Below are 22013 nucleotides of genomic sequence, written 5' to 3'. Positions count from 1 at the left end.
TGTAAGGCCGTTCGGATCGGAAGGCCAGACCACTCCTACCGCCCGATCATGCCATTGAACAGGAACCGGAACGTCCCGTGGGGCTGAGCCCTGAAGGTCACCTCCGGGCCGAACAAGAACAACGTGCCCTTCCCAACGGTTGCTTCGGCGATGGCCACGCCGCCATCGAGATAGGTCTGGCCCCAGGCCCAGCCGCTCCTGAGTGGTTCGGCCGACGCGAACCACGCCACCGGGCGAATGCCCCGGTGGCGTCCGTCGAGCGGGACCCGGAAAACCGGGCTCTGGTCGAACGTCACGAGCGCCTCGGCACCCATTCCTGCAGCGCTTTGGGCGGTGGTGTCCACGGTGACCTGAAGGATCGAGGTCGGGACGTAGAACTTCTCGCGCGGGAGCGGGCGGGTCCGGCCCGCTGGATCGCGCTCGACGAGGTGGTCGTCGACTGGGAGGCCCAGGTGGCGGGCCAGGTCGGTGGCACTGCCGATCGTCACCACCCGACCGCCCTGCTCAAGGAAACTCTTGAGCGCGGGAACCGTGCGTTCGACCGTGACGCGACCGAGCTGCTGGCGGTAGGGCTCGGGGATGTCGGTCGACGGCGTCGGCTGCATCGCGACCGTTCGGCCCGGGCCGTCAGCCCGAGCCGCGGGAATCGATCCGCCGACGAAGACGAGGGCATCGTAGCGCTGGTGCAGGTTGCCGCGATCGAGCATGGGCGGATAGACCACCTCGAACGGAAACTCGAACGTCTCCAGGAGGTAGCGCACCCACCCGGATGGCATCGAGCCGCCATACTGGTCCCAAAGGCCGATCCGGTAGGGAGGCACGGGCAACGCACCGATGGGCCGATCGCCGACCGTGACGGGCAGTCCTCGCTCATCGACCAGCCGTTGCAAGATCCGAACAGCGTCAGGTGTGGCGGCGACGTAGAACATCGATCCGCGGGCTTCGACGCGCTGCTTGGCGGCGAGCAGTCGGTTGACGGCGAGGTAGCTGTCGTTGACGCGCCGCGAGAGCAGGAAGCCGCTGCCGCCCGGCATCCGGGCCGAGACCGGTGGCTTCGCAAGAACATCCGGGATCTTGCGGCAGGGGCAGTCGAAGCGATCGAGCAGTCGGTCGTAGCGCACGCCCATCTGCATTGCGAGGGTATAGCCGGCGTTGTCGTAGGGCGGTTTGGGAGGCCCCCCCGGGTAGATCAAGTCATTGGGGTAGTCCTGCGGCTCCATCATGTCGAGCACATGGGCCCGGAACGCCTGCGCCGACCGGATGACATAGGAACCTTCGGGGTAGCGTTTGCCGCCTGCGGAAAACGCCGCTGTGGCGTAGTGCACGTCGACACCCGATTCGATCAGGGCGTTGACGAACTTCGTGGCCGTCAAAAAGTCGGGCTGGTCGCTGGGCAGTACGTATCCGCGCGGGTCGCGATCTTCCGGGCGCCGCATCCAGGTCTCGAACTGACGCATGGTCAGGGAACGCGGCCCCCGCTGTGTTGCAGTACTCTGGGCGCCCATGGTGTCTTTCGCGGCCTCGGTGGCGAGGCGTTCCACCCGCTTCGGATAGTGGGTCCAGCTGTCTTCGTTACCCTTCGCGATCGCGGTTCTGCCCATCTGGTAGATGTTGTAGAGCAGCGGTTCGCGATACCGCGAGGCATAGTCGAGAATGGCTCGATTGGCCGTAATCGAGTAATCGATCGACTGACGGAACCGCCAGGGCTGTGGCGCGATCGGAAAGGGGCCGTTGCCGTCCGCGACCAGCCGGTCCGGAACGACCGGGATCTGCATCGGGGTGGGGCTGCCGATGGTCTCGGTCAGAATCCCGACCTGATTGTGGAAGTAGGCTGTGGTACGGAGCCCGCCGTTCCACCAGGTCTGATAGCTGGCGGCCTCGCGCTGTACCACGCCGGGCTTGTTCTCGGAGGCAAACCGAGTATGCATCGCGTTGCCGACCATGCCTAACGTGTTGATCAGCAGCGGATCGAGGTTGTGGTTGTGCGGATCGCGAAAGGGCGGCGCAAACATCACCGAACCGGCCGGGCCGGTCTGGTGGTGGTTGTACATGATCTGCGGGTACCACTCGCGATAGAGCACGCGACTGATGTTCTTGGACTCCGGCATCGCGTTCAGGTAGAAGTCGCGATTGTTGTCGTGGCCGATGTACTTCTGGTACAGCCGAGGTAGCTCGGCCGTGGTGCGTTTAGTCGGGTCAGAGCGGCGCATGTACCAGTCGTTGACCAGATCCATGCCGTCGGGGTTGGCATGGACCACCAGCTGGACCACGTCATCGAGGAGCCGCATGGTCTCCTCGTCCGTGTACGAGAGCATCTGGTAGACGTGTTCCATCAGCTGATGCGAACCGAGCACCTCGGTGGCGTGGAGGCCACCGTCGATCCAGATCACGGCGCGTCCTTCCTTGGCCAGGGCCTTGGCCTGCTGATCGGTCAGCCCTTCGGCGCGAGCCAGCCGCCGGGAGATTTCCCGCAAGCGATCGAGCCTGGCATGGTTGGCCGGCGAGGTGATGATGGCCATCCACTGCTCGCGTCCCTCGGCCGTCTTGCCGATCGAGACGAGCTTCATCCGGTCGGATTCGCGGTCGAGCTTTTTCCAGTACTCGGTGAGCTGCTTGTAATTGGCCAGCTGATAGTCGTCGCCCAGGGTGAAGCCGAACTGCTCCTTGGGAGTGGTGATTCGCCGCTGTGCCGAGGCCAACGATGTGAGGCAGGTCGTGGCAAGCAGTACCCCGAGGCCGATGCGAACCGTTGCACGCATGAGAAGGTTCCTGGTCGAGAAATGAGGCTGCCAGTGGCAGGTGGCGCCGATGGGCTTGTTCCGCGTCGAAAGGGCTGATGAGCTGTCGCCGCGACGCGGTGGGCGCCTGCGGCGTATCTCAAGTATACGCAAATGGATAGGGCGACGTTGAAGGCAGCGCGGTCCGGCGGGGGGACGAGAACGCCCTTGCCGGCGCCCGTCGCAGGAACAGGCCCCTCCTCTGCTCACCAATCATCAGGAAACTCGGTCGGTATCTGCCCGGCTAGAGTGACCAGCTCCCGGGCAGATCCAGCGTGAGGCACCAGCTGCGCAATTTCCCCTCGCGCCAGCTTGATCCGCCCTGACATCAGCGCCATCAGGGGCGCTTGTCGCCCGGTGAACAGGTCCCGCCAAGCGGCCCCGTCACCCTCGAGTACGAAGGCCGCGCTGGCCAGATCGGCCTCGGATGCCGACCGAGCCGCTCGGCACTGCCCCCGATGCAGGTCGAGGTAGACGGCGCTCGGCAAGTTCTTGCCGTTGCGCGCGACGACCGCAACGGAGCCTTCCCAGGCCGCTGCCGCAGCCTGATACGCTTCGCTGCTGTTCAGCGCGGCGCACCAAGCGCTGGCCCACTGCTCCGAAAATGCTATCATCGTGCTCCAGTCGGGTTCTGTTGAACATCGGCAGGCCAGTGCGCCTGCGAAGACGGCACCAAAGTAATCGAGCCCGCTCGTGCACCGCCGGGTCGGCACGGACTGCTGGCTGTGTCGTATCGCTACGGACGTGATCGAGCGATTCGTGTCTTTTCGACGCGGCAACCCGGGGTCTGCGCGTGTAACCCATTGAACGGCAAGGTGTTGACGATTCGGTCGGACACGGCGCGCGGGTTGCTCATGGGGAGGACGCGGCCCGGTCAGCGACCGGTGGAAGAGAGAGCCCGATCGTCACAGATCGGTTTTCAGGCCTCCCAAAGGGGGTCGCCGTGAGCAGGGGGGTTCACAAGCAGGACCGGCCCGACGGGGTCGACCCGATGGTGGCTCGTGGAAGCCGCTCCAATACCCACCCCTTGGCTTCGCCAAGGGGTGGGTATTGGCTTCGTGGGTCCGAGCCACCGCTCGGTGATGCCTGGGCGACGTCGGCTCCGGTCAGCTGCCGATCTTCGTCTCCACGATGCGCTGAACCGCCGCTTCGAGCCCCGGCGTTTCGGCTGCCAGCCGTTCGCCCTCGCGGACCCACTCGGCAACCAGCTCCGGCTGCTTGAGGCCAGCGACGTTGGTGCGCACGTTGAGCCAGGCGCCCAGCACCGCGGATCGGGCGCACAGAGCGCCGACGCCCGCGTCCGAAGCCGAGGCCGGATTGCCATGCTCGGCCATGGCCGCCAGCAGGGGAAAGGTGGCGTGCGCGGCTTGCATGACCCGGAAGGGAACCTCTGTGGCGCCGCGGTTCGCGGCCTCGAGGGCCGCTGCTCGTGCCGCCTTTTCCTCGGCCGACCCCTTGGGCATTCCGAGGGCAGCCATGACCCGGTCGAACGCCTGGGTGTCTTCATCGACCGCGCGGAGCAGGCGGTCCTTCAGCACTTGCGCCTGCTCTGCCCAGGCGGAGAACTCCTCCCAGCGGGAGTCCCACCCTCGCTTGTGGGCGCTCAAGTTGGCGACCATCGAGCCGAGCGCGGCCGCAAGCGCACCCAGCAGCGCCGAGACGGATCCGCCGCCGGGGGCGACCGATTCGCTGGCCGTCACATTGGTGAAATCGGTGACGGTCAGATCGACCAGACGCTTGAGGTCGGTCTGGCGAAGCCGATACTCGATGATTCGCTCCTCGGGCTTGAACGGGCCAAGCTGATCGAGGCCGAGTGACGTCACGGCAATGTGGATCAGTTCGCTCTCGGAAATGCCGACCGAGCGGTGCTGCTTGCGCAGGAAATAACGGCCCGCCTCCAGCATGGTTTCGAGCGGCACCAGCCCGACCAGTTCGGAGCCGGTTACCCGGACGCCGCGGGCATCGGCCGCCCGGCAGACCTCGTCGAACGCGGTATGCAGGGGTGTGACCGACAGATTGGTCAGGTTCATCGATACCTGGGCTAGGCGGTACTCATCGATGTACCACCCGATGGCCTTGACGGCCTTGAGCGTTCCGGGAATCGACTCCGGTTTCCCGTCGGGACCGATCCGGACCTTCCCGGTCAGCGGGTCGCCGTCGCGGGCCGGGCGGCCGGCCTCCCGGACGTCGAAGGCAATGGCGTTGGCGCGTCGGGTCGACGTCGTATTCAGGTTGACGTTGTAGGCGACCAGAAAGTCGCGTGCTCCGATCACGGTGGCACCGGTTTTCGCATTGAACGTCGCGGGCCCGAAGTCCGGCTGCCACGCGGGGTCGCTCATTTTCTTGGCAAAGCCCTCATACTCACCGGCTCGAATCGCCGCCAGGTTCTTCCGGGCGGGATTTGGCTGAGCGTGCTCGTAGAGATAGACCGGAATGCCCAGTTCGCCGCCGACCCGGCGGGCCAGCTCCGTGGCATAGGCGGCCGTTTCCTCCATGGAGATGCCGGAAATCGGAACCAGCGGGCAAACGTCCGTCGCTCCCATTCGGGGATGCTCGCCGTGGTGGCGCTGCATGTCGATCAGCTCACCGGCGGTCTTGATGGCCCGATAGGCTGCTTCGATGACCGGGCCGGGGGCGCCAGCAAATGTGACGACTGTCCGGTTGGTGGAGACGCCGGGGTCGACATGAAGCAGTGTCACTCCCTCAACCTGTTCGACCGCGTCGGTAATCTGGCGGATCACGGCGGGGTCGCGACCTTCACTGAAGTTGGGGACGCACTCGATCAGCTGGGACATGGTTATTCCATCGGAAATGGCAAGGGCGTCTCGCTCATGCCGGCCATTGCTGCGTAACGCAGTGGATCGCGCCGAGGCCCCATGCCAGATCGGTGCAATCGATGACGACGACCTCGCGGTCGGGGAAGCAACTCTGCAAGGTTTCCCGGGCAATCTCGTCGCGCTCGACATCGTAGCCCGGCATCAGCACCACGCCGTTGGCGACATAAAAATTGGCGTAGCTTGCGGGAATCCGCTGGCCGTCCTCGTAGAGGGCCCGAGGCATCGGTAGCGTCACAATGTCGAGGGTGCGTCCGTCCTGGTCCCTCATCCGGCTCAATCGCTCCAGGTTATCCTGGAGTGGCCCGTAGTTTCGGTCCGACGGGTCGGTTTCGACCACGGTGACAACGGTGGTCGGGTCGACGAACCTGGTCAGATCGTCGATGTGCCCGTCGGTGTCGTCGCCCTCGATCCCATCACCCAGCCAGAGAACGTTGGCGACGCCCAGGTACTGCCGGAGCGCCTGCTCGATCTCGTCCTTCGACAGGCTGGGGTTCCGGTTGGGGTTGAGCAGGCAACTCTCCGTCGTCAGCAGTGTCCCCGCACCGTTCACGTCAATCGAACCGCCCTCGAGGATCAGGCCCGGGTGTACCACCGGAATCCCGAATTTCTCGCCGATCAGCGTCGGAATCCGGTCATCGTCCTCGAAGGGCGGATACTTGTTGCCCCAGGCGTTGAAGCCCCAGTCGAGGATGATCTGTTCGTTGCGGCCGTTTCGCTCGCGCTGTACGAAGATCGGGCCGTGATCCCGACACCATGCGTCATTGGTCAGATGGTGGTGAAAGAACACCTGGGTGGTTGGTACGCCGGCGTGGGCCAGGGTCAGTCGTGCCCCGGCCTCCATCGCGGCGTCCGCCACATTGATATGGACCTCTTCGCGCCCGGCCAGGTGGCGCACGATCTCGCCGAACACGGTCGGGATCAGGTGAAGCTTGCCAGGCCAGGATGATTCCCGGTGCGGCCACGACAGCCAGGTGCCGCGATGCGGAGCCCATTCGGGGGGCATGCTGAAGCCGGCTTCGGCGGGCGTTTCCTGATAGCCTGGGCGGTTCTGACCGGTGGTCGTCATGAATCGATGTATCGCTTGGTGAGATCGCCGTAGGCGTCGATCCGGCGGTCGCGAAAGAAGGGCCAATGGGTGCGGACCACGTCGACCTGGCTCAGGTCGCAAGGGACGATCAAGGTCTCCTCTGCCGTACCTGCCTTGGCCAGGATCCGACCGTTGGGGTCCGCTACGAAGCTGCCGCCCCAGAACTCGATCCCCGGCCCGGCCGTGCCGCCGGTTTCGTGCCCGACCCGGTTGACCGACGCGACATACGCGCCATTGGCGACCGCGTGAGACCGCTGGATCGTCTCCCAGGCCGCTTGCTGGCGTTCGCCGTACTCGGCCTTCTCCGGGGGCAACCAGCCGATTGCGGTCGGATAGAAGATGATCTCCGCTCCAGACAGGGCAGTCAGCCGCGCAGCCTCGGGGTACCACTGGTCCCAGCAGATCAGCACCCCGATCTTGCCGAATCGGGTTTGCCAGGTCCGGAAGCCGAGGTCGCCCGGTGTGAAATAGAACTTTTCGTAGTACTGCGGGTCGTCCGGGATGTGCATCTTCCGGTACTTACCGAGATAGGTCCCGTCGGCGTCGATCACGGCCGCGGTGTTGTGATAGAGTCCCTCGGCTCGCTTCTCAAACAGCGAAGCAACCACCACGATGCCCAGCTCCTTGGCCAGGGTCGAGAACGCGGTGGTGGTCGGGCCCGGAATTGCTTCGGCCAGCGCGAAGAACCGGTGGTCCTCCATCTGACAGAAGTAGGGGCCCATGAAGAGTTCCTGCAGACAAACGATCTGGGCGCCCTGCCGCGCCGCGTCTCGGGTGCGTTCGAGCGCCTTTTGGAGATTGGCTGTCGGATCCTCCACCGTCGTCATTTGGGGGAGTCCGACCGTCACGATACGGGATCGATTGGTCATGGGTCCGAATCTAACGTCGTAGCGGGGTAAACGGGCCCGGCAGAGGGTCCCTCGCCCCCAGCACGTCACGGCCTTATCATGATCTGCCATGGCGCGCATTGTCCCGCTCTCGCTCCTGATGCTGTCAGCCGTGGGGACGGCGCTGCCGATCCATGCTCAGCAGGTGACCTGGCGGTCCGTCGGGACAATCTATGGGGACAACACCGAGTTCTTCACGCCGTACCGTGAAGGGGAGACGATTTTGGGTGGCCAGCTGGCCACTCGGCTGGTCATCAGGCCCTCGCCCAAGTACGCCTTTCACGTCGGGGCGCTGGGTGATGTCCGCTGGGGGTCCGAATCGTTCCTCGATCGGGTCAAACCGATCCTCTCGTTTCGCTATCAGAGCGGGAGCTCCACCGGGGTGCTGGGAACCTTGCAGACCGAGCGTCGACATGGGTTCATCGATCCTCTTGCCGTCAGCACCCTCGAGCTGACTCGGCCCATCGAGTATGGCCTGCAGTGGATCGAACGGCGTCCCTGGCTCGATGGTGAGATATTCATCAACTGGCAGGCTCTCAACACGCCGGAGCAGCGCGAGGTCTTTGATTTTGGGTGGGTTTTCCGACTGAAACCAGTCCGGCAGCTGGCCCTGGAAGCGCAGTATCATGGCCTGCACCACGGAGGTCAGCTCTTCAGTGCCGGGGTGCCCGTCACCAACAACGGCGCCTCTGCGTACGGTGTAACGGTGGCTGATACCATTCCAGCTGTCGGGCTGGCCTCGCTGTCGTTTTTTCGTCAGGCCAGCCGGGGAAACATCGACTCGGAGGCCCCGGAGGATTGGCCCCGGCGCGGGCAGGGCACCTTCGTGCGTGCGGGCGTTTGGCCGGCTCGGCACCTCGAGGTCTTCGGAATTCGCTGGTGGGGACGGGACTTTGTCTCGCAGGAAGGGGACAACAACTACAATTCCACCGCGGTGCTGCCGGTCTCGTTTCGGTCGAAGCGGGACTATCTCGAGCTGGGTCTGCTGCATCGCGCCACCCTCGAGGGCGGAGTTGCTCTCGACGCTGAGTTCCGACTGCATCGGATCGATCAGGAACCGAGCATTGCGATTCGTGGAACGTCGTGGGAGTACTCCTATCGTCTGGTAGTCCGGACACCGTTTGAAGTCCGGCTTCGATAGCTCGAAACGTTGAAGGCAAAGGAGCGGGTATGGTGTCGGCAGTATTGGTTCTTGCGGTGCTGCAGCAGGCACCGGCGACGATTGCGCGAGTGCAGGTCGAGCCTGAGCGTGCCGAACTGCAGGTCGGGCAGACGCTGCAGATGACTGCCAGAGTCCTCGATGCGAACGGCGCGCCGGTACCGAACGCCAGGGTGGTCTGGTTCGGTGGCGGGGATGGAGCGGTTGACTCGACCGGTCTCGTTCGTGGAGGCTTTCGGGGCTACGTACGCGTCGTGGCCATGGCGTTTGCGCCGGGGAGTCCTCGCGTGACTCAGGAGGCTACGGTGCGCATCACCCCGGCGCCCGCAGCCAAGCTGCAGCTCTCGGCGACCTCGCTTAAACTGGCCGTCGGATCCCGCTACTCGCTGACCGGCACTCCGCTCAGCGCCGAAAACGACATCCGTTATGACAACATCACCTTCCAGTCGAGCCAGCCCTCGGTGGTGGCTGTGACGCCGGATGGTCGACTCAATGCGGTGCGCGCAGGTAGCGCGGTAGTCACAGCGCGGGCTGGAACCGCATCGGCCTCGGTCGACATCGAGGTGGTCGCTGCCATTCCCGCCACGGTGACGGTCGAACCCGGCGTCAGCTCGGTGCGCACGGGTGATGTGGTCCGATTCACGGCGGTCGTGAAGGACCGGGCCGGACGGGTTCTCGAGGGCTTGACGCCTCGCTGGTCCGTTGCGGCCCTGTCCGGCGCGGCGGTGGCTCAGATCGGGGCCGATGGCGCCTTCGTGGCGGAAGAACAAGGGTCGTACACCGTCACCGCATCCGTCGGAAGCGCCAGTGGTGACGCGGGCGTGGTTGCCGCGCCGCGCAACGTCGGTCGCGGCATCGAAGTGCTCGGTCGGGTTCCGCTGCCGTTTCGAGGCGCCGAGATCTGGCCGCACCCGAACGGCAAATGCCTGTACTACAGCACGATTGCGGATCGAATCTATGCCATCGACGTAAGCAATCCGTCGGCACCGCAGATCGTCGACTCGATGGTGATCGATGCACGCCTCATCAACGACGTGATGACGACGGAAGACGGCAAGTATGGCGTCTTCTCTCGGGAGAACGCCTCGAATCGCAAGAACGGCATTGCCGTTTTCGATGCGAGTGATCCCTGCCATCCCAAGATCATTGCCGACTATACCGAGACCGTGTCAGGCGGGGTCCACTCGTCGTACGTCTATGAGGGTCATGTCTACCTGACGGACGACGCGACCGGGTCGATGCGCGTCATCTCGATCAAGGATCCCTATAACCCCCGGGAAGTCGGGCGCTGGCAGACTGAGCAGAGCGAACATGGGCGGTACATCCACGATATCGACGTGCGCGGCGGCTTTGCCTACCTGTCCTACTGGAACGACGGCCTGATCATTCTCGACATCGGGAACGGCCTCCGTGGCGGCAGTCCCGAGAAGCCGGCGTTCGTGTCGCAACTCAAGTACGATCTGAATCACTTGTATCGCCGGGTCGACGACATGTACGGGCTTGGCGCTCGGGGTACCCACACGTCGTGGCGTCACAAGGACTACATCTTTATTGCCGATGAAGTGTATGCCGCCGCGACCGCCAAGGGCCACGAGAGTGGCAACGACCTGACTTGGGGCCGGCTGCAAGTGGTGGATGTCTCCGATATCCTCAAGCCCAAGATCGTTGCCTGGTACGAGCCGACCGATGGCGGGGTGCACAACATCTGGGTCGAGGGCGACTCGCTGTATATGGGCGCCTATCAGGGTGGTGGCCGAGTGGTCGACATCTCGGGTGAACTCAAAGGCGACCTGCTGCGGCAGGGGCGGGAAATCGCCTGGCTCTTCACGGCAGACTCGGCCGGGCTCAAGCCGCGGGCGACCTTTACCTGGGGTGTCGTGGTCAAGAACAACACGATCTACTTCAACGATATCAACAGCGGGCTCTGGATTACGCGCCTGGCGCGGAAAGAACAGCCGGTTCCTTGATACACAGGCTCGGGCGGCTACCGGCCGCCCGAGCGCAGAATGACTTTGCCGTGACCGACCGGGGCAGGCCAGGCCAGTACGATGGCGGTGCCCTGGACGGTTCGGTCGAAGCCCCGCTCGCTTTTGGCCACCGTCTCGATCGGGTAGCGCCACTCGCGCACCGCATTGGTTTCGATTTCGACCTGCCCGGCAACCGAGAGCTCGGTTGCAAACCAGGGTACGTCCTCGCTGCTATCCCAGGTGAACTCAGCCGTGATCGTGCCGTCATCCGCGATCGTGAGGCGCTTGGTCATGCCTTCAAAGACGACTCGGAACGAGAGTCTGGGGGCAGTCTGGTCGGTTGGTTCGGCCTCGAGCCGTCCGACCTGGGCTCCCCAATCTCTCAGAACTGCGACCGCAGACGTCGCCAGGGCCTCAGGTGACTCGATGGTGCCAAGCAGGCGCTCCTGGAAGATCGCGCGCGGATAGGCGTCAAACGGTGGCAGGGTCGACAGCTCCAGCCGCTCTTCGAGGTCGTGAATGCTCGGTGCACCGTCGCCGGAGGGCGGGTGTGCTGGCGCCCCTTCTACCGTGGCGCGATCGATCGCGTCCTGATGGTAGGCTTCGCGGCGCCTGGTCAGCACGTCGGCGTGGTTTCGGCCAGCGGCGAACACAGTCCACTCCTCGACCGACCCGCCGCGGTGCGGAGCCAGCAGTACGGAGGTCGCACCGCTGTGAATCCAGAGCTCGTGGACCCCATCCACGTCCAGATCTGTCTTTTCCCAGCGGAGCGGCTCACCGTGGCGGAGAACTCCCTCGGCTCTGGCCAGCTCTCGCCAGATCCCCTCGCGCAGGTGGGGCAAGTAGAGTCCACCGAAGACGCCGTGCCAGTAGGCATCGTTGCACTGCGCCTTGCCGATGGCACGGCGAGCTTCGGCAGGGTCTCCGCGTTGCCGCGACAGGGCCGACAACGCCAGCATCTTCTTGTGCATCCGATTCGATTCGGAGTACTTGACGAAGAAGTTTCGCCAGTGGGTTCCCCGGACCAGGGCGCCATCCATGCTTTCGAGCCGGTCCGGGCCGAGCTCGGACTCCAGGGCGGACAGCCGGCGCGATGCGGCGGCGGGGAGGGCCCAACCCTCCATCTCGCGATACGAGGCTGACGGCAGATAGGCAATGCCGCCGCTCGGAATCGTTGCCACCGCGTCGGCAAACGTGGCCAGGCGGATGACGCCCTCATTGCTCAGCTGGCGCAACGTGGCGGTAAAGTCGCGCATCCAGCCGCTGCCGTAGACCCACTCGAGCGTGCCCGGCCAGCCGCCGAACTTTTCACCGTCATCGGCCAGGACAGCCATGGGTGCGCCCTCCTGGTGCAGCCGACGGAAGTAGTCCGCCAGTTCCGAGGGCGGGCGAAACGGCACGAGATAGCGAAGCCGCTCGTCGATCGGCAAGACCGTAATGGCGTGCCCGCCGCTCTCGGTTCGGAACGGCCGATGCAGGACGGTGCGCTCGAAGCCCGCGACCAGAAAGTGACGATCATCGACCAGGACGTAGTCGATGCCGGCCCGGCGGAGGTCCTCGGGCAGATCGGGCTCCCAGACGCGTTCCGTCAGCCACAGCCCAGTCGCTCGCACCCCGAAGCGGCGCTCGACCGTGTCGCGAAGGCGGGCAATCTGCTCGATGCGATCCTCTCGCGGCAGCACCGCGAGGATCGGCTCGTCATACCCGGCAAGCAGGAGCTCGATATTGCCCGAGGCCACTTCGCGGCCGAGCCGGTCGAGGTAGGCTGCGGCATGTCGGGTCAGCCAGTCGAGCAGCGGGCCGGAGAGGTGGAGCGACACGGGCCAGGCCTGGCCCTCGCCGAGCGCATCCAGCAGCGGAGCGTAGACGTCGGTGAGATGCTGCTCGAAGACGGAGTCGAAATTCCCAACCGGCTGATGCAGATGCAGGCCGAAGGTGAACAGAACAGGCTGGGTCATCGGTCCTCGCGGTCGAAGGCGTCGCGTGAGAAGCCCAGTCGCGTGCTGAGGCCCGCCAGCAGCGTCGGCGGATGCGGCCCGGCCGCTTCCATCAATCGGAAGAACCGAGTCTGGGCTTCGAACGGCACCGTGAGCTCCTCGAGTGCGAGGAGGTCCAAGCTGCGAACCAATCGGGCAATCGTGTCGGCAGTAACCTGGTCGGTCGACTCGGGAACGAGCCGGGTTATGGCGCTGCGCAGTGCCTCGGGGTACGCCACGGAACCGTGCGCCAAGCGCACCAGGTCCTCCGGGCTCATCACCTCCCGCAGCACCTCACGACGCAGCACTTCGCGAGCAAGGTCGTGTTCACGCTCGGGGAGCGCCTCGAGGCCGAGCGTTGTCTGTCGGCCCTCGGCGTCGGTGAGGTCGATCTCGAGCCGGAAGCCGGCTGTGCGATGAACCTGCGCAGCAAAACGGGTGCGGTGGCCTGTCCGTCGGTGCTGGACCTGAACCGTGTTCTGCTCCGAGGGCCCTGCCAGGAACCCGCCGATCAGGTGCCGTGTGTGACCGGGACACAGGCCCGACATCGCGGCAAATCCCGCGGCCACGCGTTGCTCCGCCGGCCAGCGCGGCCGGGCGCTGCGTCGGTAGATGTCGGCTCCCGTTCCGAGCGCAGGGTCGTTGCTTTCGGCTGCGGCCAGCCGCTCGAGAAAGCCGCGCTCGAGATCAGGGCCCGTCGGTCCGGCGAGGTCGAGCGCACGTGCGGCATAACGCAAGATCTGAATCGACTCGATTCCACCGATGTCGTCGAAGAACCATCCGCAGGAGGTGAAGCTGCGCAGGGCGTTTCGCTCGAGCTCGATCAGTTCCCGTGCCCGCTCGGGAAGGTCGCTGGGCGCCCCGGTGATGCCGTATGTCGTTCGGGCTGCCCAGGGGTCCTCGAAGTACTGAGCCGCTTCGGCGCCGTAGAGGGCATGCAGTTCGTCGGTCAGCCACACGATCGCGTCCCGCAGCGGAGCGCGCCAGGCCTGCGAGGTTCCCGCCGTCATCCGGCAGCCGCAGTCCGACCGCCAGCGTTCGACCCCGTGAGCGCAACTCCACGAGGTCGGTGCCTCGATCGTGACATCGTGTTGTGGCGGATGACGGGCGAGGAAGCTGGCGAAGTTCTCGATCCGAACGTCGCGGCGCCCATGGAGCGCATGCAAGACGGCAGCAAGCGCCATGTCACCGAACTTGTGGTGGTGGCCGTAGGTCTCGCCGTCGGTCGCGACGCTTTCGAGCCGGGGCCCGCGGGCCGGGAGCGGTGGCTCGAGCAGGCGCCTGAGCCAGAGATCGGCACTTCGCACCAAGGGACCAAACGCGACGTCGTGACTCATTCCGCCGTCATAGGGGATGATCACGATCGATCGGCCGCGGCCGGTCTGGTAGCGTCCGGGCAAACCAGCCGGCGGGAGCTTGGTCAACTGATGCGGCGCCAGGAGAGTGAAGTGAATCCCCTCCATTGCGAGGACATCGAGTGTCTCGTCGTCCACCGCCGTCTCCGGCAGCCACATCCCGACTGGTTCGCGGCCGAACCGGCGTCGGAAATCGGCGATGCCCCAGCGAACCTCCGTGACCTTGTCGTGATACGAGGCAAGCGGAAGGATGGTATGGTGATACGGCATCGCTATAGCGTTGCCTGCGCCGAGCCGGATCATACTGGCGCGGTCGGCGGCAAGAATGCCGCGGTAGGTGGCCGGCGCTTCCTTCTCCATCCACTCGAGCAGGGTCGGGCCAACGTTGAAGCTGATCCATTCCAGCGTATTGACGATACGCCGGATACTGCCGTCTTCCCCGACAACCCGCGCAGCAAGTACCGCCCGATAACACTCGTGGTCGACCCGCTGGTTCCAGTCGTGGAACGGCGCCGCGCTGATCTCACGCTCGACCAGGTCGATCCACGGGTCCTCCCGCGGCGGCTGGTAGAAGTGGCCGTGGATGACGACGCTGCGTCGCCCCGTGCCCGTCGTCATGCGATCAGGGGTCCTCTGACGGCCAAGGCGGACCGGAGAGCAGGGATGATTGAAGGAAAGAGGTCGCTCCGGGTCCGCATCTCTCCGGCAACCGCGACGGCCTGCTCAGGTAGCACAGTGGCCTCGAGCATCCCGAGCAGCTGATCCAGGTTGTCGAGGTGCTCGGTGAACCGTTTGGACGCATAGTCGCCCGCCGTGGCGGATGAAATGATGAACTGCCAGTCGGACGACTGGGCCAGCAGCAGCTCGCGCGCGGCTTGTTCCAGCACCGGATGCGCATCGGACCGCTCGATGGCACGGGCGGCGACGGACCAGAAGCGGTCTTCGGCCGGCCAGAGCCTGAGCCAGGTCCACTCGGTGTCCGGGTTGAGCCATTTGCTGAAGTCGCCGTTGGCTCCCCATGATCCTTCGGCGAGATGGACCGCCGCCGATGGCGGCGTCTCCGCCAGATGGGTGCTCGCTGTCACCGGGCGCGGGGTCGTATTCCGCTCCAAGGCGCGATACAGGTCGAGCAGAAAGTCGACCCCCTCGAACCACCAATGACCGAAGAGCTCCGTATCAAACGGCGCGACGATCAGCTGGCCACCATGCGCGGCCTCCCCCACCGCCACGCTTTCGAGCAGGGCGGCATAATCGTCGGCGTGCTGGCGGACCCGCGCCCGCGCACCGTTGGGGTCGTACCACCGTTTGCCGCCCAAGTCGACGTCGGCGCCGGTTACCTGCCACAGCTTGAGGCCGCCGGGAAAACGGATCTTGTGAAACTCGAGGTAGGCGCCGTCGCCGGGGTAGCCCTGGTGCCGGCTCCAGACCCGTCGCGACGACACCGGATCACGAACCAGCGTAGCAACCGTTGGCTGGCCGGGGCGGGGCGAGACCTGGTAGGCCCGGTACGGCGATCGGGCGGCGGGGAGATCGAGCGGGTCGTCGGTGGGTTCGAGTCCGCCATCCGGACGGTTGCCGCTCCGGTAGAGCCCCAGGGTTCGCCCGGCCTGGGCCAGGTGCGAGTCGGTGAAGAAATACCGGTATCCCGCGTCGGCCAGATGGGTTTCGATGCCGGCGCGGTCGGCCTGGGCCGGCGCGTCGGGATGCGGCTGCCAATCGCCGCGCGGGCGATAGGCGCACTCCGGTGCCCAGCAACCCTGGGCCGCGCGACCGAACAGCCGACGATGCTCCACCAGGCCAACCGCAAGCTGCAGCCGAATGCTCTCGTCCCGCGCCAGCAGCGGCAGGAAGCCGTGCGTAGCTGCCGAGCTCATGATCTCGATCCGCCCAGCCTCCTGATGCCGCCTGAGCGCCCCGACGATGTCGCGATCGATCCGCGCGAAGAGCCGTTCCAGCCGGGCCAGGCGGCCGCGCCAGAACTCCGCAATCGGGGTCAGCTGCTTCTCGCCGCTGAGGGCAAAATCGGCGATCGCCTCATCGCACGCGGCCAGGCGCTGGGCCAGAAAGGCATCGAGCTCCTGCCCGAACGTCGGGCTGGACAGCTGCGCACCGAGCACCGGTGTCACGCCAACGGTCAGGGGGACCCTGATGCCCTGGGTCTCGAGGATACCCAGCGTTTCGAGGAGCGGCAGGTAGGTGTCGACCGCCGCTTCGACGATCCAGTCCGATCCGTGCGGCCAGCGCCCGTGGTTGAGGACGTAGGGCAGATGGCTGTGCAGCGCGAGTATCAGGTCCATGGCGCTGCCGTCATCGGATCACCGTCTGATACACGTCGAGATACTCGCCGACCGAGCGCTCCCAGCTGAAGTCCGTCGCCATGGCGAACGTCATCAGCCGGCGCCACTCGGCGGGATTGTGATAGGTGTCGATGCCGCGCAGGGTGGCACCGACCAGCGACGGGGCCTCGTACGGATCGAAGACGAAGCCGGTCACGCCGTCCTCCACGGTGTCGACCAGACCGCCCACCCGTCGGACGATCGGCGCTACGCCGTACCGCTGCGCCCGCATCTGGGTCAAACCGCATGGCTCGTATTGGCAGGGCATCAGCAGGAAGTCTGCGCCAGCCATGACCTGATGCTCGAGCTCGTCGGTGAAGTTGGTGTCGACGGCCACCCGATCCGGCATCATGCCGGCAATACGCTTGAGCGCCGATTCGAAGCGCGCCTCGCCGGCGCCGATGAAGACGAACTGTGCTTCCACCTGGAAGAGGTCAAAGCTGGCGACGACCAGTTCGAGTCCCTTCTGCGTGACCAGACGCGCGGCCATGCCAATGATCGGGACGCGGGGCTCACGCGCCAGACGGAAGCGCTCCTGCAACGCGCGCTTGCAGGCCGCCTTGCCTGACAGGTCCTCGGCCGAGAACGGCGCGGCGATCTGGGGGTCTCGGCTCGGGTCCCATTCCTCGGGGTCGATGCCGTTGAGAATGCCACTGAAACGCTTGCCGAGCGAGGCAAAAACTTCCTGCAGGCCGAAGCCGCCCGCCGCGGTCCTCAGTTCGGCGGCGTGGTTGGGGCTGACCGTCACGACCGCGTCGGCAAAGACTAGCCCGGCCTTGAGCAGGTTGACCTTGCCGTACCACTCGACCTGCCGCCAGTTGAACAGCTCCCAGGGCAAGCCGATCTCGGCCATCGTCGACGCGGGATAGTGGCCCTGGTAGCCGGCGTTGTGAACCGACAACACGGTGCTTGCGCGACCGAGCTCGCCGTCGTCGGCGTGGTAGACACGCAGGTAGGCCAGGGCCAGCGCCGCGTGCCAATCGTGGGCGTGCAGCAGGATCGGTCCAGAGGTAATTCGCGGCAGTGCGAGCACGCTCGCGCGCGCAAAGAGCGAGAACCGCTGCGCGTTGTCGGAGTAGTCTCCGGTCCGATCGCCATAGAGCTGTGGCCGATCGAAATAGGGATCGTACTCGATGAAATAGATCGTTGCCCCTGGTTCGGGCGTGGCTTGGGTCAGCAGTCGGACCGTCTCGCGCCGCGGGCCGATGGCGACGTCGATCGGTGCGCCGACTTGGACGAGGGGGCCCGCCTTGTCCTTCGCGCTCCGGTAGAGCGGGAGAATCGCGAGGGAGCGGACGCCGCTCCGCGATTGCCATTTGGCCAGGTTCGCAACCGCTTCCGCCAGCCCTCCCGACCGCGCGAAGGGATAGTATTCTGCCGCAACGTGTACCACCGTGACCGGCTCGCCGCTCGAATGCTGCAGAGCGGAAGCGGAGAAACGTCGGTGGGACACCCGGCGGCGATCGAGCATCGGATCAGCCGGTCGGCGGGTCGTCGGCCGCGTCGTCGGCGCGCATGGCGCGAACGTAGTAGCGGTCGCTGTAGTCCTGCACCATCCGACGCGCGCTGAACTGGGCCATGGCGACCCGGAGCGCATTGCGCATCTTGTCGACCCAGGCATAGGGAACGCCCGAGGCATCGCGCTCGTAGTAGAGGGGGATCAGCTCCTCCTCCAGCAGCCGATAGAAATGCTCGGCGTCGGAAGCGTCGGCAATCTCAGGATCGTCGTCCGGCGGGTAGGGAATGGCCCAGCCGTTGGTGCCGTCGTATCCCTCCTCCCACCAACCGTCGATCGTGCCCAACTGGGGAACACCGTTGAAGGCTGCCTTCATGCCGCTCGTGCCGCAGGCCTCCAGCGGCACTCGCGGAAGGTTGAGCCAGACGTCGACACCCTGCACCAGGGTGCCCGCCAGATTCATGTCGTAGTCCTCGAGGAAGGCCACTCGTCCCTCGTAGAACTTGTCGTGGGTCGTCTCGTAGACCTGCTGCAGCACCTGCTTGCCCGGATTGTCTGCCGGGTGAGCCTTCCCGGCAAAGATGATCTGCACCGGCCGGCGTTTGTCGCACAGCAGGCGGTGCAGGCGTTCGGGGTCCTTGAAGATCAGCGCAGCACGCTTGTACGTGGCGAACCGTCGCGCAAAGCCGATGGTGAGAGCAAACGGGTGCATCAGCGTGCCCGCGGCAACCACCTGATTCGCGGCTTCCCAGTGCCCGGCAAAGCGTCTCCGGGCGTCCTCGCGAATCGAACCCATCATGATCCCTTTGAGCTCCTGGTGGGTGGCCCAGAGTGCCGCGGGGTTGAGGTAACGAATCTGCTCCCAAAGCGAGGGGTCGTCGAGGCGCAGGCCCCAGTCCTGGCCCAACTCGCGATCGAGCAGTGCCATGACAGGATTGGCCATCCAGGTGGCGAGATGGACCCCGTTGGTAATGGCACCGATCGGAACGTCATCCTGGGGCCGGCCGGGCCAGAGCGAATGCCAGATGTCCCGGGTGACCTGCCCGTGACGCTTCGAGACCCCGTTGATATGCGATGCGGCCCGGATCGCCAGCACCGTCATCTGGAATCGCGGCTCGCGGACCGGGTCATGAATGCCCAGGCCAAACAGCGTCTCTCGGTCGACCCCCATCTCCTCCCAGATCGGGCCGGTGCATTCGGCCAGGTGGTCGAGATCGAAGGCATCGTGGCCGGCTGGCACGGGCGTGTGCGTCGTGAACACCGACGCTGCGCGTACCTGGCGAACTGCCTCGTCGAACGATGTGCCAGCCACGCACAGCTCGCGAACCCGCTCGAGCATCATGAACGCCGCATGCCCTTCGTTGGCATGCCAGGCACCAGGATCGATGCCCACCGCCCGAAGTACCCGAACGCCGCCGACACCGAGCAGCCACTCTTGTCGCAGCCGGAGGTCCGGCCCCCCGGCGTACAGCTTGCTGAGCAAGGTGCGATCTTCCGGGTGGTTCTCTTCGAGGTTGGTGTCGAGCAGGTAGAGTGGAACCCGCCCCACCTTCATGGTCCAGACCTGGATGTGGACTGGCCGTCCGAAGGTATCGACGACCGCCAGGTGGGGTTCGCCACTCGGGCCCCGTACCGGCAGCAGCGGGGTGGTATTCGGGTCGACGTGCTCGTCGCTGTCCTCCTGCCACCCGTCGGCCCGGAGCCGCTGGTCGAAGTAGCCCTTCATGTACGAAAGGCCGACGCCGACGAACGGAACCCCGAGGTCGCTGGCCGTCTTGCAGTGATCGCCTGCCAGGATACCCAAGCCGCCGCTGTAGATCGGGACCGAGCTGTGCAACCCGAATTCCGCACAGAAGTAGGCAACTGGCCGGTCGCCCAGACCAGGGTACTTCCGATTGAACCAGGTTCGCTCGCGAGTCTGGTCGTTGGCAAGCCAGCCCATGACCCGATCGTACCGAACCAGGAACTCGTTGTCCCGAGCCAGCGCCTGCAGTCGGGTCGGCGAGACCTCCCGCAGCATGGCAATCGGGTTATAACGCGTCTCCCGCCAGAGTGGCGGGTCGATGGCACGCAAGAGCTCCCGCGCGTCGCGGTTCCAGCTCCACGACAGGTTGGTCGCCAGGGCGGCAAGACCCTCCAGTCGCGGCGGGAGGGCAGTAATCTTTTGTCGTAACAGCGACATGCGTCCTCGTCGTGTCGATCCCGGACCCCGCGTTCTGCGAAGGCCGTGCCGCGAGGCCGGGATGGGTACGGCTGCTCTGCTAGTGCACCAGCTTCTTGTAACGGATCCGGTGCGGCTGGTCGACGGCAACCCCTTTACGCCGCTTGTAGTCCGCGGCGTAGTCCTGATAGTTGCCTTCGTACCAGACGACTTCACTCTCGCCTTCGAAGGCCAGAATGTGGGTCGCGACCCGGTCCAGAAACCAGCGATCGTGGCTGATCACGACGGCGCAACCTGCGAAGCGGAGCAGAGCATCCTCGAGCGCACGCAGTGTGTCGACGTCGAGGTCGTTGGTGGGTTCGTCGAGCAGCAGCAGGTTGCCCCCGCTCTTGAGCAGTTTGGCCAGATGAAGCCGGTTTCGCTCTCCGCCGGACAGGACGCCGACCTTTTTCTGCTGGTCGGCGCCCTTGAAGTTGAAGCCGGCGCAGTAGGCGCGCGCATTGACCTGGCGCTTGCCGAAGTCCAGGATGTCCTGTCCTCCCGAGATCTCCTCGTACACCGTCTTGTCCGGGTCCAGTGCCTCGCGCGATTGATCGACATATGACGGCTGCACCGTGCTGCCGACGACCAGCTCGCCTCCGTCCGGCTGCTCCGCGCCCATGATCATCCGGAACAGCGTCGTCTTGCCGGCGCCGTTGGGTCCGATGATGCCGACGATTCCGCCGCGGGGCAATGCAAAGTTGAGGTTCTCGAACAGGAGCCGATCGCCGAAGCCCTTTCGGAGGTCTTTGGCGACGACGACCTCGTCGCCCAGGCGCGGCGGAACCGGGATCAGAATCTCCGCGCTGCCCTCCTGTTCCTGCTGACCTTCCGCGAGCAGCGACTCATAGGCGTTGATGCGTGCCTTGCCTTTGGCCTGGCGAGCCTTGGGCGACAGGTTGATCCACTCGAGTTCGCGCTCGAGTGTGCGCTGCCGAGCTGATGCCGCTTTCTCTTCCTGCTCGAGCCGCTTCTTCTTCTGGTTGAGCCAGCTCGAGTAGTTGCCCTCCCAGGGAATCCCGGCGCCGCGATCGAGCTCGAGGATCCATCCGGCTACGTTGTCGAGGAAGTAGCGGTCATGGGTAATCGCCACCACGGTGCCCGGAAACTCCGCCAGATGGCGCTCCAGCCACGCCACCGACTCGGCGTCGAGATGGTTGGTCGGCTCGTCGAGCAGGAGCATGTCAGGTTGCTCGAGCAGCACCCGACACAGCGCAACTCGGCGCTTCTCGCCACCGGAAAGATTGGTCACCTCGGCGTCCCCTGGGGGCAGCCGGAGCGCATCCATGGCAATGTCGAGTTTGCGATCGAGCTCCCACGCGCCCAGCGCGTCGATGGTGGTCTGGAGGTCGCCCTGCTTCTCGAGCAGCGCGTTCATCTCCTCATCGCTCATCGGCTCGGCGAACTTCATGCTGATTTCTTCGAACTGCGTCAGCAGGCCTCGGATCGGGGCGACGGCGCGTTCGACGTTGCCGCGCACATCCAGGCTCGGGTCGAGCGAGGGCTCTTGCGGCAGATAGCCGATTCGAATGCCATCGGCCGGCCGAGCGTCGCCCAGGAAATCCTGGTCGACGCCGGCCATGATCTTGAGCAGACTCGACTTGCCCGCGCCATTCGATCCCAGCACGCCGATCTTGGCGCCCGGGTAAAACGAGAGGTAGATGCCTTTGAGAATCTCTCGGCTCGGCGGCACGACCTTCCGGAGATTCTGCATCGTGAAGATGTATTGATGTTTAGCCATAAGCCCGGGAACATAGGGCCGGGCGGGGTGTCCTGGGTAGGCCGGCAGGTGCCGACCGGGAAGCCGTTATCCTTCCGTGATCCCAAGGTCGAGAACCGGTCGGTATGAGCAATCCTGGCCTGGCGCTGGTCGAAGGTATGCTGGCCCACGCCGGTGAGCGCCCCGGGCGTGGCTCGAGGGTGGGGCTCGACGTTCCACACCGGGACCAGGTTAACTGCTGAGTACCGTGGTGGCG

The 22013-nt window shown here is 65.3% G+C and carries 13 protein-coding genes; 2 read left to right on the top strand and 11 right to left on the bottom strand.

The features are described from left to right. Positions 1 to 35: 35 nt before the first annotated feature. The 5 genes from KF785_03905 to KF785_03885 all read right to left on the bottom strand — a co-directional run bounded on the left by KF785_03905 (position 36) and on the right by KF785_03885 (position 7570). Positions 36 to 2759 (bottom strand): peptidase, encoded by a 2724-nt coding sequence (locus tag KF785_03905; protein ID MBX3145888.1) that lies wholly within the window; start codon positions 2757 to 2759, stop codon positions 36 to 38. A 224-nt stretch (positions 2760 to 2983) separates the two neighbouring features. Further along, positions 2984 to 3391, bottom strand: coding sequence for an SCP2 sterol-binding domain-containing protein (locus KF785_03900; GenBank protein ID MBX3145887.1), 408 nt, complete (start codon positions 3389 to 3391; stop codon positions 2984 to 2986). Positions 3392 to 3883: 492 nt separating this feature from the next. Then, complete coding sequence (gene ftcD / locus KF785_03895; GenBank protein ID MBX3145886.1) at positions 3884 to 5572, bottom strand: glutamate formimidoyltransferase; 1689 nt, start codon at positions 5570 to 5572, stop codon at positions 3884 to 3886. A gap of 34 nt (positions 5573 to 5606) precedes the next feature. Then, complete coding sequence (locus KF785_03890) at positions 5607 to 6680, bottom strand: agmatine deiminase family protein (GenBank protein ID MBX3145885.1); 1074 nt, start codon at positions 6678 to 6680, stop codon at positions 5607 to 5609. Beyond that, on the bottom strand, positions 6677 to 7570 hold the full coding sequence (locus KF785_03885; GenBank protein MBX3145884.1) for a carbon-nitrogen hydrolase: 894 nt from the start codon (positions 7568 to 7570) through the stop codon (positions 6677 to 6679). The genes KF785_03890 and KF785_03885 overlap by 4 nt, the downstream gene beginning before the upstream one ends. An 88-nt stretch (positions 7571 to 7658) precedes the next feature. Here KF785_03885 and KF785_03880 point away from each other — a divergent pair, with 88 nt between their 5' ends. Together KF785_03880 and KF785_03875 are read left to right on the top strand one after the other, a co-directional pair. Beyond that, on the top strand, positions 7659 to 8729 hold the full coding sequence (locus KF785_03880) for a hypothetical protein (GenBank protein ID MBX3145883.1): 1071 nt from the start codon (positions 7659 to 7661) through the stop codon (positions 8727 to 8729). Positions 8730 to 8758: 29 nt separating this feature from the next. After that, on the top strand, positions 8759 to 10714 hold the full coding sequence (locus KF785_03875; GenBank protein MBX3145882.1) for a hypothetical protein: 1956 nt from the start codon (positions 8759 to 8761) through the stop codon (positions 10712 to 10714). A gap of 17 nt (positions 10715 to 10731) precedes the next feature. On the opposite strand, the gene KF785_03870 is transcribed toward KF785_03875, so the two are convergent. The 6 genes from KF785_03870 to ettA form a co-directional block, all read right to left on the bottom strand. Further along, a complete protein-coding gene (locus KF785_03870; GenBank protein ID MBX3145881.1) occupies positions 10732 to 12672 on the bottom strand; it encodes a DUF1925 domain-containing protein in 1941 nt (646 codons plus the stop codon). Beyond that, entirely contained in the window at positions 12669 to 14663 is a 1995-nt protein-coding gene (locus tag KF785_03865; protein MBX3145880.1) for a DUF3536 domain-containing protein, read from the bottom strand. The genes KF785_03870 and KF785_03865 overlap by 4 nt, the downstream gene beginning before the upstream one ends. Beyond that, the gene (locus KF785_03860) at positions 14660 to 16342 is read right to left on the bottom strand and encodes a DUF1957 domain-containing protein (GenBank protein MBX3145879.1); all 1683 of its coding nucleotides are present in this window, start codon (positions 16340 to 16342) and stop codon (positions 14660 to 14662) included. Before KF785_03860 ends, KF785_03865 begins: the two co-directional genes overlap by 4 nt. 10 nt (positions 16343 to 16352) lie before the next feature. Next, on the bottom strand, positions 16353 to 17834 hold the full coding sequence (locus tag KF785_03855; GenBank protein ID MBX3145878.1) for a glycogen synthase: 1482 nt from the start codon (positions 17832 to 17834) through the stop codon (positions 16353 to 16355). A 22-nt stretch (positions 17835 to 17856) separates the two neighbouring features. Next, positions 17857 to 20019 carry an alpha-glucan family phosphorylase gene (glgP, locus tag KF785_03850; GenBank protein MBX3145877.1) on the bottom strand — a complete coding sequence of 721 codons (2163 nt, stop codon included), beginning with the start codon at positions 20017 to 20019 and terminating at the stop codon, positions 17857 to 17859. 79 nt (positions 20020 to 20098) lie between these two features. Further along, positions 20099 to 21778 (bottom strand): energy-dependent translational throttle protein EttA, encoded by a 1680-nt coding sequence (gene ettA / locus KF785_03845; GenBank protein ID MBX3145876.1) that lies wholly within the window; start codon positions 21776 to 21778, stop codon positions 20099 to 20101. Positions 21779 to 22013 lie beyond the last annotated feature (235 nt).

The organism is Gemmatimonadales bacterium, assembly GCA_019637315.1.
In the GTDB taxonomy this organism is placed as follows: domain Bacteria; phylum Gemmatimonadota; class Gemmatimonadetes; order Gemmatimonadales; family GWC2-71-9; genus SHZU01.
This window is presented reverse-complemented; position numbering and strand designations above follow the sequence as displayed.

Bases quoted from the DNA above. Each gene is read 5' to 3' on its own strand.
- KF785_03905 (MBX3145888.1), bottom strand. From the start codon at position 2,759: ATGCGTGCAACGGTTCGCATCGGCCTCGGGGTACTGCTTGCCACGACC.
- KF785_03900 (MBX3145887.1), bottom strand. From the start codon at position 3,391: ATGATAGCATTTTCGGAGCAGTGGGCCAGCGCTTGGTGCGCCGCGCTG.
- ftcD (MBX3145886.1), bottom strand. From the start codon at position 5,572: ATGTCCCAGCTGATCGAGTGCGTCCCCAACTTCAGTGAAGGTCGCGAC.
- KF785_03890 (MBX3145885.1), bottom strand. From the start codon at position 6,680: ATGACGACCACCGGTCAGAACCGCCCAGGCTATCAGGAAACGCCCGCC.
- KF785_03885 (MBX3145884.1), bottom strand. From the start codon at position 7,570: ATGACCAATCGATCCCGTATCGTGACGGTCGGACTCCCCCAAATGACG.
- KF785_03880 (MBX3145883.1), top strand. From the start codon at position 7,659: ATGGCGCGCATTGTCCCGCTCTCGCTCCTGATGCTGTCAGCCGTGGGG.
- KF785_03875 (MBX3145882.1), top strand. From the start codon at position 8,759: ATGGTGTCGGCAGTATTGGTTCTTGCGGTGCTGCAGCAGGCACCGGCG.
- KF785_03870 (MBX3145881.1), bottom strand. From the start codon at position 12,672: ATGACCCAGCCTGTTCTGTTCACCTTCGGCCTGCATCTGCATCAGCCG.
- KF785_03865 (MBX3145880.1), bottom strand. From the start codon at position 14,663: ATGACGACGGGCACGGGGCGACGCAGCGTCGTCATCCACGGCCACTTC.
- KF785_03860 (MBX3145879.1), bottom strand. From the start codon at position 16,342: ATGGACCTGATACTCGCGCTGCACAGCCATCTGCCCTACGTCCTCAAC.
- glgP (MBX3145877.1), bottom strand. From the start codon at position 20,019: ATGTCGCTGTTACGACAAAAGATTACTGCCCTCCCGCCGCGACTGGAG.
- ettA (MBX3145876.1), bottom strand. From the start codon at position 21,778: ATGGCTAAACATCAATACATCTTCACGATGCAGAATCTCCGGAAGGTC.